Here is a 12600-nt window from a genome sequence, read left to right as displayed (position 1 = left end):
AAACAGACCCGGAAACGCCGATCAACCGCAATTCACGCCCGGAACAACTCTCAAACCGTCAGAATGAAGAGGTTTCCGGAGGTGCCCAGGTGTAGTCCTTGTGAGCCGGGTGATAGACGCAGTATTTCTTGTTGGTCTTTTCGGGCGCGGCGTCGCCAGGGCGCGGCCTGATACCGTGCAAACGCCACGCCTGATTATGATGGCGGGAATTGAAGTTCCGCCCCGATCTCCTTGAAACTTCCTCCCAAACCGCCTTGTGCTTGTAGGGGTGAGTTTCGTCGGCGGGACGGAATTTTACTAAGATATTAGTTATTTCCTTACCCTCGGCTGAATCCGGTTGGATGAACTGAAAATGCGATTGGCTTTTTGAGGCGTTATCAAGCGTATAAATCACCCGAAATTGATAATCCAAGTCGGTCAGTTCCTCCTCGGTCATGCCTTCCCGCAAACGGGCATCAAGCGCCTCGATATGCTCGGGGATGTCGTGACGTTGTAATTCAGCGACTTGCTCCAAATTCAACTTTGAGAATTGAAGCGCAAAAGCCAACTCGCCTTGCAGCGAAAGGGCATTGCCGAAGAGTTCCCTGATTTTTCTATCAAAATTTAGGCAGCAGGCTTGAAAGAGCGATAGCCATTTATCATCGGCCTTGCCCAAGATATTGTGTTCAACGGTGTCGCGGATGTCTTTAAGCGCATTTAGGTTGCGTTTCATACCCTTGGTGAGTGGGCAATCATCACGCTTTAGCATGAAACTCAAAGGCCATGTCTTTCCGTCATCGCCAATGATGGTTCCGATTGTACGGAGGTAGTGTTCGTGCAGCAGGTATGTCCAAGCCACATTGGCGAGGATGGCGAACACTTCCGTCTTGAAGATCACAGTGGGGCTGTTGAACACCTGGACGGCAACCATCATCGCTTCCCGCGCCCGCACGAGCCTTTCATCCTCAAAGGCGTTCAGGCCGGTCTTGGGGTCAAACGCCCTCTTACGGGCAATAAAATGCTCAACCGCATCGTCAGGGGCCGGGGCAATCTGATCCGACTTTTTGACCTCAGTGATCCGGGCGCTGTTCACCGTGGCCTTCCGACCGACGTTTAGCAGGGCCTGGATATCCTGGTTGCGCATTCCTCGATTGAGGAGCGCCTTAACCACCGGCTTCTCATCTGCGGTCAGTGAGCCATCCTTTTTCCGAACTACCATAGTCAATAGTTCCGAATCGTTGATATTTGGCGATGGTAATTCGGCCACGAAGAGATTTCAAACCCAATAGGTCGTTTGGTCTGGCCTCGACTTTCGGCCATTGCGGGCATGCCGTGTGAGGGCCTACCGGTGCGGCTTTTTCACCGAGGCATCGCGATGCCTCCCGAAAGGGAGAAATCCATTGTTCCAGTATGAAAAGCGGCTCGTGTCGAAGAAGGAGCTGAAGAGCGTCTGCGGCATCCCGTACACGCCCCAGCACATTGGGCGGCTCGAAGCGGCGGGGAAATTCCCCAAGCGGGTAAACCTCGGGCCGGATCGGGTCGCGTGGGTGATGTCGGAGGTGGATGTGTGGGTGAGCGAGTGTATCGCCGAACGCGATACACCCTCTCACGAGACTTCCTATTGACGGGGCAATGGGGCGGGCGGTGTGCACAACCGCCCGCCCCATCTTTGTGGAGCAACCCAGCAATCATATTTGAAATAGTGTCCATTGTGGCTACAACGGACACTATTAAGGACGCTCGCGGAGGGCGTCTGGGCATTTCATCGAGAAGACTTCCGGGACTGAAACAGCGTGGCGGCCGCCTTGTCCAGGATGGACGTGTCGGAGGTGGAGTTCCCGTTGGTCAGGAAGACGAAGGCCGTTTGGCTCTCGGGATAGTAGCGGACTTCAGCCTCGAACCCATCCTCGAGGCCGGTATGGCCGAACCAGGGTCCCCATCGATCACTGTCACGCTGGACCCCCATGCCATAGCCGTCCTCCAGCGCGGAGGCCTCCGTCATGCGGGCCAGGGTGGCGGGCTTAAGCAGTTTGCCGTCCCGGAACAGCGCGAACAGGAACTTCTCCAGATCGGCCGCCGTGGTCACCAGCGGTCCGTCGCCGAGCGGACTGCTCCAGACGTAGCGGCTGACATCCTGCTCCTTGCCGGAATCTTCGATATCCGCATAGCCGTGAGCCAGCCGCGCATCGGTGAAATTGCGGGCGCCGACCGTGGTATCGCCCATTCCCGCGCGGTCCAGCACCCGCCTTTGCAATGAGGCCTCGAACGAGGTGCCGTCCGCAGTGCCGATAATCTCGCCCAGCAGCACATAATTGCTGTTGCAGTACTCGTAGGCCTTTCCGACGCGACCCGTGGCCGGCTCGTCGAAGGCGAAGGGCATCGCCACCGCAGGCGTCAGCGTCGAGGCCTTGGCGTGGTGGAAGTCGAGAAAGTCTTCGGTCAGGTACTCGGGAATGCCGGAACTGTGGTTGAGAAGATTTTCCACCCGGGCGGCGCGGGCATTGGCCAGCTTCCCGATATTGGGAATGCCGCCCGCCAGCGACGCGACGGAGGCATCCAGCGACAGCTTCCCGTCCTCCACCAATTGCAGCGCCGCCGTAGCCACACTCATCTTGCCGACCGATGCCGCGTAGAACCGGCTGTCCGGCGTCACGGCCGCGCCGGTACGACGGTTGGCCACGCCGGATGCGACCACGATCCGCTGCTGGGGCGAGGAGACGAGCAGCACGCCGCCGGCCAGGTCCTCCCTTTCCAAGTAGCGGTCCAGTATGGCCTGAAAGGCGGCGGTAGGGACGGGGTCGGCCAGCGCCGGAGCAGGGGCTGACAGGAGCGCGGACACTGCGACGACCATACTACGCAAACGAAGGGCGAGACCATGAGGGTGCTGCGACATGCTTGGTCCTTGTCATTGAACCAATGGCGGGGCGGGGAGGTGGAGACTGGGGACGCGGGGACGAATGACGACTATCGCCCCGGCGCCGACCAGCCTCCTCGGCCCCTTGTCTATTGCTGCCCGGACTTTTTCCCGGCGGCGGCTATCTCGGTCAGCAACACCCGGATGTGCTTGACGTCATCCTCGATGATGGCCAGCCGCATCTCGTTGGACTCCTCGCTCATCTCGATCCCTTGCTCCGCCATCTTGGAACGGGCATCGGATTCCTTGGCCTGCTCCATGGCGTCGACGATGATGCCGAACAGCAGGTTCAAGGTGGTGAACGTGGTGAAAATAATGAAGACGACGAAGAATATCCAGGCACGCGGATGGAATTCAAGAACATCCTTGGCGATGTCAGGCCAGCCTTCCAGCGTCATCATCTTGAACAGGGTGAAGAACGTCGTCCCAAGATCGCCGAAATGGGCCGGGACTGTTTTCCCGAAGAAATTAGTGCCCATGATGGCTGCCACATAATACATGACGAACAGCACCGCGGCCACCGAACCGCCGCCGGGAATGGCGGCGAACATGCCGTTGATCACCCGACGCATGGACGGAATGGCCGAGGCCAATCGCATCAACCGGAGTACGCGCAGGGCACGAAGCACCGAAAGCTCGCCGGTAGCCGGAGCAAGGGCGATGCCGACCACCAGCAGGTCAAAGACGTTCCATCCATCCTTGAAGAACTTCAGGCGATAGACCACGAGCTTCATGGCAATTTCAAAGCTGAATATAGCCAAGCACACATGGTCGATGACTTCGAGCATGTGCATGTCATCTGGCGGCATATCCATGGTCATCAGACCAAGAACACCCGCATTTATCATGATTACGCCGATGATAAACCACTGAAATACAGAGTTTTCCACGAGCTTCTTAATATATTCCATTACGACCCCCTAAGCTTAACTGCCGGATCGCCCCCTCCTGGAACCGCCTTGGATGATCGGCGTATGGGATGAAGCGTATCTTGTCTAACCCCCGCTATTTCCACCGGCTTAGTGATGGCCGTTGGCAGAGGCGGCATGCGACGCGGGCGGACCATCCATGATGCGGTTGATGACGGCCAGCATCACCGCCGAGACCACGAACAGGACGTGGATCACGCATTGCCAGAGAATGGCTCTCTCATCCAGGTGATGGTCGGCGTTGACGAATGACTTCAGCAGATGGATCGATGAAATTCCGATCAGCGCCATGGCCAGCTTGGTCTTCATGGTGTTGGCGTTGACGTGGCTCAGCCATTCCGGGCAGTCTGGATGATTGTCGACCCGCAGGCGCGACACGAAGGTCTCGTAGCCGCCGATGGTGACCATGACCAGCAGGTTGGAAATCATCACCACGTCGATCAGCCCCAGAATCAGCAGGACCGCCGCGCTCTCATCCATGGCGGGATGCGAGAATATCTCCGCGATCTCCAGAAAGAAGCGATAGACGTAATAGCCCTGCGCGACGATCAGGCCGATATAGAGTGGCGCCTGCAGCCAGCGGCTGAAAAAGATCAGGCTGGCTATTCCCTTGGAAAACGCGTCGGGATGGCCGCCGTGAGTATTATGAGGGTGCTGCGACATTCTCGGTCCTTGACTCTGATGCGGGCGATCAGCGGAGCGACGGCAAGGGTCGGGGGCACCGCCCCCGTCCCTTGTCGCCCCCCCCCCCGGCTTTGGCTTAGTCGTTGTCCGTGGTCGGACGACGGTCGCCGCTGTCGGTGTCGTAAGTATTTTCCCGGTCGCTGGCGGCCTGGGCCGAACGGCTGCCCAGGGTGCCGAACAGCAGGGCCGCCAGGCCAAAACCGGCCGCGACACGGGTCGAGCCCAGCAGCGAACGGCGAGTCAGGTGACGGCTGGTGATCATGTCGTCATCGCTCAGGGTGGTCACGGTCTCAGTCTTCTTGGTCATCGGGAGCTTCTCCTTTGGTTAGTGGATGGTCAGCAGGCCTTCCCGGACCAACCGCCGAACCAGCGTAAGCTTGCTGGAGTCGTCGGCGAGGCCGGGAACGTCACCGATGGAAAACCGCGGGCTTTCCAGGGTGAACTTCAAAGCCGACGCGGCGGCGGCCGGAAGCTTGATTTCAGCGGTGTTCACATGCAGCGACACGGTGTCGCCGTTGTCTTGCAGCCGGTAGATCAGATCGGCGCGCGGCCCAACCGACGAACTGGCCGTCAACTGGCCCAGCCGCTGATAGTCGGCGGAGCGGCCCAAAGTATCGGGCTGACGGCTGGTGATGAATCCGTCGCGGAAGCGTTCGAGGGCGGGAGCCAGCTTTACCTTCTCGGCGAAGCGCTCCACCAGGGCGCGGAAGCTGGCTTCCATGGTGGCGGGATCGGCGTCAGGCCCCATGGCTCCGATCGGCAGATAGCGGCGGAACTCCGCATCCTCCTGGCAGACGCCCATCAGCGCCTCGACAAACAGTTCCGTCCAGGTATGCGACAGCATCCCCAAGGTGATGTGCACCGACGGCTCGTCCGGCGTGACGCAATCGTGAACCAAGCCACGGGGAAAATAGTACATGTCCCCGGACTTCAGATCGAATTCCTGGGTGCGCTCGCCGGGCTGCATGACGCTGCGGTCGTAATCCTGGCCGACCAGCGGCATTTCCACCGGCGTGCCGTAAATCCGCCAGGTCTTGGCTCCGATCACCTGGAGGGCAAAGATGTCGTGGGTATCGTAGTGGATCTTGAAGCCCTGCTTGGCGCCGGGCGGGGTAAAGTAGACGTTGCACTGGAACTCGCAGGAGAACTGCTTTTCCGCCGACCGCACCAGCCGCGCCAGGGCGGGGACGAAAGTGTGCATCTTGCGCATCACGATGGTCGCGCCCTGGTCGAACAGCTGATAGACGCGATTCTTGTCGATTCGGTCTCCCCCCACCACGTATTCGGAGGTGGGGATCTCTTCCAGGGCATTGGCCACGGCGATGTCCGGGAACTTGTGCCCGACAAAGTTCAGGTGCCGATCAATGTCGTCGAGGGTCAGAAGCCTGTCGAAATAGGTCCTGTCCTCGCGATGCAGAATCAGCGGCTTCTTTTCGAAATAGTCACGGATGAAGGAATCGACGCCGACAGGGGCCAGGACATCGGCGAAGGTCATGCTCTGATCAGTCATGGCTGAATTTCCTAGGGATTTCCCGGATCACGCGGTGACCTCTTGGGCCGCCGGGGCAGTCGGCTCCACACTGCGATAGGCTGCTTCGATCTGCCCGCGATGGACATTGGCAAGGCGGGTGATCGCTGCCGGCTCGGGCTCGCGCCCGGACGCGCCGTCCTTGGAATCGCGCCAGGCCAGCAGTGCCAGAGAATGGGCGAGGACGTCGATGACGGCGGGATCGTCTTCCAGCATGCGAGCCAGAGCGCGACGGTCCAGCTCAAAGGCCAGCACGGCGGTCTCGGCCACCACCTTGGCGGCCTGGGGCTGGCAGGCGAACAGCGAGCGGCGGCCGAACGCCTCGGTGGAGATGAAGCGTTCTTCGACCAGCTTGGCGCCGTCGCGGTCGGTCAGGGTGCGCTTGGCCATGCCCTCACCGATGATGAACAGCGAGTGGCGCCGTTCGCCCGCGTTGACGATGGTGGCGCCCGCCGCGTAATACCGGTCGATGATCAGGCCGGTGATGCGCTTGCACACCTCCTCGGGCAGCGAGCGGAAGACGCGGCACTGCTGCACCAGACGGAACGTGTCCATGGACCGGTCGGCGATCCGGACCCGCCGCGGCGCCTGGATGATCTCCGATTTTGGGAACGAGACGGTGATGCCGGCATCGCGCATGCACTGCAGGATGTTCTTGATCACCGCGTGCTCCGCCTTCTTGCCGTCGGCGTAATTGGTGATGGTGAAGCCCACCTCGTAGATGACGCCGTCACGCTCCATCTTGCGGGCGAAGACCGTGGGCGGAACGATATGGCTGACCCCGCCCGCACCCAAGGTTGCGGCGTACAAGATACGCTCGGCGCTTTCCACCGAAGTGTCGTAATCGATCACCAGTTCCAGCGCCCGCCGCGACCTTGCGTCGGGGATCGCCATGTTCTGGATGATGGCGTTGGACAAGGTGAGGTTGGGGATCACCAGGGTTTCCTGGTTGGGCGTCATCAGATAGGTGGCGCGCCAGGTGATCTTATCGACCTTGCCCTGCCACTTGTCGTTGATCCGGACCATGTCGCCGACCTTCAACGGCTTTTCCACGTTGAGCAGCACGCCGGTGAAGGCGGCCAACAGCATGTCGCGCAACGCCAGGCCGACAACCATCATGGAGGCGCCGCCGGTAGCCACCAGGGCGGTGATGTCGCGCTTGAACACCACCGACAGGATGACGCAGATACCGATGAAGATGACCAGCACGCCGGTCAGGTCACCCGCCAGCTTGGGGAGTTCCTTCCCTGAACGCTGCTCCAGCCAGCCATGAATGATGTCTTGCCGGACAAAGCGAGCCGCCAGCAGCGTCACGATGAACAGGAAGGCGGCCGTCAGGTACTGGACCAGGGATGCCTGCGGCATTCCCGACACGAAGGCCAGCGGACGGGCGAACAGGTCGTCGAGCAGCAGCAGCAGCCCGAGCACCCCGGCTATGGTGGTATAGCGCCCGTATTTTCCCCAATAATCGGTCATGATACGCGCCCCCCTATGCCGCGACCGGCAGACGGAACAAGAAGCCAGGATCCTTGGCGTTGGCCGACGCCTCGAGGCTGCCACCGAAATATTCGATGATGATGCGAGACAGGACGACACCGACCAGGGGCGCGCCATTGGCGTTTGCCATGGCCGAGGTTCCCAGCCGCGAGATGAACTGGCGGGACTCGTCGAGCAAGGCGTCGTCGGGTGCACCGGCGGCGGCATAGGCCGAGCCGCTGAGCTTCACTTCCAGCCAGCCTGCCTCGTCCACCCGACCGGTCAGGGCGATCTTGCCCTGGCCGGCGCGCTGGGCGGCATAGCCCACCAGACCGGAAATGGCCCGGCGCAGCATGTCGGGATCGGCCCGGGTAACCGGCAGGTCGGCCGGCACGGCGGCGGTGATGCTGAGCTGCGGCAAACGGCGATACCCGGCCATATCCTCGTTGATGGTACGACCGACCACTTCGGACAGCGACAGCAGCGGGTTGTCGGCCTTGACCAGCTTCTGGCGGAACATCTCGAGCTGCTGGTAATCGGCCACCAGGCGGCTCAGCCGCGAGGTCTCGGCCACGGCGAAGGCAAAGCGTTCGCGGATCATGTCACGGGTGGCGGGCTCGGGGGGCTGGCCGTTGACCACGGTCTCGATGGCAGGCCCCACGGACTGAAGCTGACCGGCAACCGCTTGCAGCGGTTCGCTGACCGCGGCCACCAGATTGGTGAAGAAGCCGCGCTTGATCAGGTCGACATCCTTCAGCTTGGCCACGGCGGCGTCGCAGGCGGCGGCCCGCTCGTCCAGTTCACGCTTCTGGCGGCCCATGGCACCCAGCAGGCCGGACTTCATGTCCCCGAACTTGATGATGCCGAAGCTGCCGAGAATGGTGATGGCCAGGAACAGGATGGCGGTCTTGATGGCCACGGACTTCAGCACGGCGGCGAAGGCATCGCTGACATCGAGGACCGTGGCGACCACGATGGTCGGCACACCCGAGAAGTTCACCACCGGGAAGCTTTTGATGAAGACGGTCTTGTCGCCCACCTGCGTCAGGGTATAGCCCTTGCCGCGCGGGTCGAACTCGGCGGCGCGGACGGCTTCGCCCGTGGCCTGGTCGGAATAGAGATAGAAGACGTCATTGCCCTTCCAGGCATCGACCTTGGCATCGGCCGGACGTTCCACCCGCGCCGACACTTCCTTTTGCAGGCCCACGGCCCATTGCAGGCCGCTGGTCGCCATGGCCCGCTCCAGCGGAATGGCGAAGCTGGTGCCGAAATCCAGCGCACCCACATGCTTGTCCTCGAAAAAGATCGGAACCACGGCGCGGATGGCGATGAGACCGCCCATGCCGGTCTCGATGGCCAGGACGCGCTGGCGCCGCTCGTTGGCGGCCACCACGGTCTTGCGGAAACCGCTCAGGTCCTGGCCGAAATTCTTGGAATCGCCAGCCCGGTAATACAGCGTCGCCGGTGCCTTCCAGAAGGCCAGATTGGTGACGCCGTGATCCTTGCTGAGAATTTCGGTAAAGAAGGGATCGATGCGCGAAACCAGTCCCGCACGGTCGTCCTTGGCGAAGGCCTCCATGTTGATACGGCTCTGCAGCATGGTATCGGCGGCGATGCTCATGGCCCGCATGCGGGCCTGGATGAAGTCGCGGAACACCATTTCGAACCGGCCGGCATTCTTATCGGCGCTGGAGACAATGGCGCCGGTGCCGTTGGCGTATTCGTTGATGGAGTAGAACGCCGAAACCACGGCGGCCACCGCCGCAACCGCCAAGACTATCACCAGCCGACTGGTACCGGCACTGGCCTTCGGCTTCTTCTCGCCACTGGACGCTGCAGTCATTCCCGTATCCCCTATCGCTTGCGCATGGACAGACGAAGTGTTCGTCACTACTATGTGTGTGCTTTGAAAATAGTCAGGCTATTGATCATGGGCGAAAACGAAATATGGTGCCGCGCATGGCGAATGATCGTCAAACACGAAGACAAGGTCGACGACATCATTAAGTCTGAAATCGATAAGTGTATCGAAGCCGGAGATATTGATGGCGCGGATTACTGGCGACGTGTGCTCGATGCGCTGGACGACCTTAGGTAGTTTCCCTCAATCTCTAACCGTGCGGAACTTATCATTGAGGCGGGCAGTCATCGTCAACACGCAACCTGTCACATGTGTACAGTGGTACACATACCCCTCTGTTCCTGGGGTACGGCCGTTGCCCAGGGACGATGCGACGTGTTTATGTTCCTTGCCTTTTCATTTTCGTTCAGCGTCACATTTAGGTGTCGAGAGCGAAAAGGGCGAGATGAACCGACCATCTCGAGACATGTCGGACGAATATCCCGCATTCTTTTTCCGAGGAAATCACGATGAAGAAGACCATCCTGGCCTTTGTTCTGGCACTGGGCATGCTGGCCGCGGCCGACAATTCGTTCGCCGCCGGCGCCATCGCCGTCGATGACGAGCAGGGCGGCAAGGCCGCCGATGTCGGTTACGGCATCGGAAGCGCCGCCACCCGCGAGGAAGCCGGCGCCATCGCTTTGGCTGAATGCAAGAAGAGCGGCAACGCCAACTGCAAGATTGCGGTTCGCTACGACACCTGTGGTGCCTATGCCGCGTCCAAGGACTATTCCGGAATCGGCTGGGGCGCCAGCGAGAGCATCGCCAAGGCCAAGGCCCTGGAAGCCTGCGGCGCGGGTTGCAAGATCGCGGTCTCTGACTGCGACAAGTAGCTCTAGATCGAAGGGGGCCGCTCTCGACCGGCGGCCCCCTTTTCTCCTGAGAATCCGGACGCCAGGAACCGCGGCCGAATACCATCGGGACGGGTTCGCGGGGAGGCAGGGTATGCGCGCAATCTGGCTGTCGCTGCTGGGATACCTCTGGCTTTTCGGCGGAACCGCCTTGGCCGACCCGCCACCGTCGGCGTGGGATGATGTCGCGCCGCCGATCTTTCGCCATCTGACACCCGCCGAAGGACTGCCCTATCCCGTTGGCCTGGCAGTCGCCCAGGACGGCCAGGGCTATATCTGGGCCGCGACCCCGGGCGGTCTCGCCCGCTGGGACGGCTACCGCATGACGGTATTCCGCCACGACGACAACGACCCCGCTTCCCTGCCCGAGAACATCGTGACCCGCCTGACCGTGGATGAACGCGGGCGGCTGTGGCTGGGGACGGTTTCGGGCATCATCGCCCGCTATGACGAAGCGATTCAGGGCTTTGCCGTCTATCGCGAGCAGGGCGGCGGCTTCGGCCGAATCCTGGGCATGGCCTCCGACCGCAAGGGCGGTATCTGGGTGGCCAGCGGCCAGGGACTGGCGCATCTGGACATCGCCGGAAACTCCTGGAGCCATGAAGGCGGCGTCCTGGCTTCCGAGGTCGCCGGAATCCTGGTTGACCGGGCTGGCCGGGTCTGGGCCGGGTCGGCCAAGGGCTTGATGATGCGTCCCGGCGACCAAGGCGCGTTCCAGCCGGTAGCCATGCCGCCAGAGATGGAGGGCGAGGTGGTCAGCGCCCTGTTCGAGGATGGCGCGGACACCCTTTGGTTCGGTACCAGACGGGGCCGGATCGGCCGCATCGATGCCCTTGCCCGTACTGCCGTGGCCGAGCGGGCCATCTCGGCCTCCGGCCACCGCGTCACCTCGTTCTCGGAGCCCCGGCCCGGGCTGCTCTGGATCGGGGAATACGGAGGCGGCATCAAGACACTGCGGGTCGGAAAGGGCAGCACCCGCACCTTCCGACATGATCAGAGGGTCAAGTTCAGCCTGGGCGACAATTCCGTCACGGAAATGATCAAGGATCGCTCGGGCATCATCTGGGTCAGCTCCCTGCGTGGCCTGCACTACCACATTCCCGGCAATGGCCGGGTTACCAGCATCGTCCCCAGCCAGCCGGACGGTTTGCCAGGACCCGACATCCGCAGCGTGGCCACCGCTTCCGGGGGGCGACTCTGGCTGGGGTTTCGCGCGGCGGGACTGGCGCTGCTCGATCCGGTCAGCAACGTGATCCGCACCGTCTCCCCCAGGCCGGGACCCGGCGGCCTGCCGGAAGACGTGGTGCAGGCCGTGGCCGAGACTTCCAAGGATATCGTCTGGGCGGGGCAGACCGGGGGGCTTTTCCGGGTCGACACCACCAAGGGAGAGGCGACCCCCTACGCCCCGCTGAAAGGGTCCAACATCCTGGTCCTGCATCACGAGGGCCGGATTCTGTGGGCAGGCGGCTCCATGGGGCTGGCCCGCATCGGGCTGGACGGCCTCCCGCAGCGCCTTTACCGCTTTGACCGGGACAACCTCACCAGCCTCAGTGACACCAGCGTCCAGGCCCTGTTCCGGGACCGCGCCGGGCGCCTGTGGGTGGGAACCCAACGCGGCCTCAACCTGATGGAGGATGCCGAGCAGGGGCGCTTCCGCCGCATCCTGCACGATCCCGACGATCCCCAAAGCCTGCCCAGCGACATTATCATCGATATCACCGAGGACAGATCAGGCCGCCTGTGGCTGGCCACTGCCAATGGCATCGGCATTTTGGACCCCAGTTTCGACGGTAAGCCGAGATTCCGCCGCCTCAACACCGCCGGCGGCCTGCCCAGCGACACCGTCTTGTCGGTGATCGAAGGTGAAGACGGGAAAATCGTCGCCGGAACCGGCAAGGGACTGTGCCTCATCGATCCCGATACCCTGGCGGTGCGGGTTCTGGGTCCGGCGGAAGGCTCCCATATTTCCACCTTCTGGGCCGGGGCAGCCGTCAAGATGGCCGACAAGACCCTGGCGCTGGGCGGCTTTGGCGGCATGACGCTGGTGCGCCCCGGCGGCCTTCCCCTTTGGAGCTGACCCTCCCCCCGTGAATGGCTCCAGGTTGAATGTAATAATTCAACCGACCATGAAGGGGGCATTCCATGCCGAAAAAGAGACACACCGCCGAAGAGATCATCGGCAAGCTGCGTGAAGCAGACGTGCTTCTGGCGCAAGGCCGGAAGGTGGCCGACGTCGCCAAGGCTTTGGCGGTAACGGAGGTGACGTACTACCGCTGGCGCCAGGAATACGGTGGGATGAAGGTCTCACAGGCCAAGCGGCTCAAGGAGCTTGAGCGCGA

13 protein-coding genes are annotated in these 12600 nt (G+C 61.8%); 5 read left to right on the top strand and 8 right to left on the bottom strand.

Features of this window, described 5'->3' with window-relative positions:
* Nucleotides 1-58: 58 nt before the first annotated feature.
* Nucleotides 59-1246 carry a DUF3644 domain-containing protein gene (locus A6A04_RS14295; RefSeq protein WP_156612621.1) on the bottom strand — a complete coding sequence of 396 codons (1188 nt, stop codon included), beginning with the start codon at nt 1244-1246 and terminating at the stop codon, nt 59-61.
* 133 nt (nt 1247-1379) lie between these two features.
* Here A6A04_RS14295 and A6A04_RS14290 point away from each other — a divergent pair, with 133 nt between their 5' ends.
* On the top strand, nt 1380-1604 hold the full coding sequence (locus tag A6A04_RS14290) for a helix-turn-helix transcriptional regulator (RefSeq protein ID WP_068494012.1): 225 nt from the start codon (nt 1380-1382) through the stop codon (nt 1602-1604).
* Nucleotides 1605-1741: 137 nt separating this feature from the next.
* Here the strand turns inward: A6A04_RS14290 and A6A04_RS14285 are convergent, their stop codons facing one another.
* The 7 genes from A6A04_RS14285 to A6A04_RS14255 all read right to left on the bottom strand — a co-directional run bounded on the left by A6A04_RS14285 (nt 1742) and on the right by A6A04_RS14255 (nt 9353).
* The gene (locus tag A6A04_RS14285) at nt 1742-2818 is read right to left on the bottom strand and encodes a serine hydrolase domain-containing protein (protein ID WP_245651216.1); all 1077 of its coding nucleotides are present in this window, start codon (nt 2816-2818) and stop codon (nt 1742-1744) included.
* A 164-nt stretch (nt 2819-2982) separates the two neighbouring features.
* Entirely contained in the window at nt 2983-3804 is an 822-nt protein-coding gene (locus A6A04_RS14280; protein ID WP_068494008.1) for an ion transporter, read from the bottom strand.
* A gap of 108 nt (nt 3805-3912) precedes the next feature.
* Nucleotides 3913-4485, bottom strand: a complete 573-nt coding sequence (locus A6A04_RS14275; RefSeq protein ID WP_068494006.1) for a TIGR00645 family protein — start codon at nt 4483-4485, stop codon at nt 3913-3915.
* A 97-nt stretch (nt 4486-4582) separates the two neighbouring features.
* Nucleotides 4583-4813, bottom strand: a complete 231-nt coding sequence (locus tag A6A04_RS14270; protein ID WP_068494004.1) for a hypothetical protein — start codon at nt 4811-4813, stop codon at nt 4583-4585.
* Between the two features lie 18 nt (nt 4814-4831).
* Nucleotides 4832-6016, bottom strand: a complete 1185-nt coding sequence (locus tag A6A04_RS14265; RefSeq protein WP_068494002.1) for a cupin domain-containing protein — start codon at nt 6014-6016, stop codon at nt 4832-4834.
* A gap of 27 nt (nt 6017-6043) precedes the next feature.
* Nucleotides 6044-7510 (bottom strand): mechanosensitive ion channel family protein, encoded by a 1467-nt coding sequence (locus tag A6A04_RS14260; RefSeq protein WP_068494000.1) that lies wholly within the window; start codon nt 7508-7510, stop codon nt 6044-6046.
* Between the two features lie 13 nt (nt 7511-7523).
* On the bottom strand, nt 7524-9353 hold the full coding sequence (locus tag A6A04_RS14255) for a cache domain-containing protein (RefSeq protein WP_068493999.1): 1830 nt from the start codon (nt 9351-9353) through the stop codon (nt 7524-7526).
* 87 nt (nt 9354-9440) lie between these two features.
* Here A6A04_RS14255 and A6A04_RS22415 point away from each other — a divergent pair, with 87 nt between their 5' ends.
* The 4 genes from A6A04_RS22415 to A6A04_RS14240 form a co-directional block, all read left to right on the top strand.
* Complete coding sequence (locus A6A04_RS22415; protein WP_156612620.1) at nt 9441-9608, top strand: hypothetical protein; 168 nt, start codon at nt 9441-9443, stop codon at nt 9606-9608.
* Between the two features lie 272 nt (nt 9609-9880).
* A complete protein-coding gene (locus A6A04_RS14250; RefSeq protein ID WP_068493997.1) occupies nt 9881-10243 on the top strand; it encodes a DUF4189 domain-containing protein in 363 nt (120 codons plus the stop codon).
* A gap of 112 nt (nt 10244-10355) precedes the next feature.
* Nucleotides 10356-12338, top strand: a complete 1983-nt coding sequence (locus A6A04_RS14245; RefSeq protein ID WP_068493995.1) for a ligand-binding sensor domain-containing protein — start codon at nt 10356-10358, stop codon at nt 12336-12338.
* A gap of 65 nt (nt 12339-12403) precedes the next feature.
* On the top strand, nt 12404-12600 hold a 197-nt coding region (locus A6A04_RS14240), incomplete at its 3' end, for a transposase (protein ID WP_068492287.1).

It is taken from the genome of Paramagnetospirillum marisnigri, assembly GCF_001650715.1.
Classification (GTDB): Bacteria; Pseudomonadota; Alphaproteobacteria; order Rhodospirillales; family Magnetospirillaceae; genus Phaeospirillum; species Phaeospirillum marisnigri.
The sequence above is the reverse complement of the archived record's forward strand: the minus strand, read 5'-3'. Positions and strand labels throughout refer to the sequence as shown.

Excerpts from the sequence above, each read along its gene's own strand:
- A6A04_RS14280 (WP_068494008.1), bottom strand. The coding sequence starts at position 3,804 with ATGGAATATATTAAGAAGCTCGTGGAAAACTCTGTATTTCAGTGGTTT.
- A6A04_RS14275 (WP_068494006.1), bottom strand. The coding sequence starts at position 4,485 with ATGTCGCAGCACCCTCATAATACTCACGGCGGCCATCCCGACGCGTTT.
- A6A04_RS14270 (WP_068494004.1), bottom strand. The coding sequence starts at position 4,813 with ATGACCAAGAAGACTGAGACCGTGACCACCCTGAGCGATGACGACATG.
- A6A04_RS14265 (WP_068494002.1), bottom strand. The coding sequence starts at position 6,016 with ATGACTGATCAGAGCATGACCTTCGCCGATGTCCTGGCCCCTGTCGGC.
- A6A04_RS14260 (WP_068494000.1), bottom strand. The coding sequence starts at position 7,510 with ATGACCGATTATTGGGGAAAATACGGGCGCTATACCACCATAGCCGGG.
- A6A04_RS14255 (WP_068493999.1), bottom strand. The coding sequence starts at position 9,353 with ATGACTGCAGCGTCCAGTGGCGAGAAGAAGCCGAAGGCCAGTGCCGGT.
- A6A04_RS22415 (WP_156612620.1), top strand. The coding sequence starts at position 9,441 with ATGGGCGAAAACGAAATATGGTGCCGCGCATGGCGAATGATCGTCAAA.
- A6A04_RS14250 (WP_068493997.1), top strand. The coding sequence starts at position 9,881 with ATGAAGAAGACCATCCTGGCCTTTGTTCTGGCACTGGGCATGCTGGCC.
- A6A04_RS14245 (WP_068493995.1), top strand. The coding sequence starts at position 10,356 with ATGCGCGCAATCTGGCTGTCGCTGCTGGGATACCTCTGGCTTTTCGGC.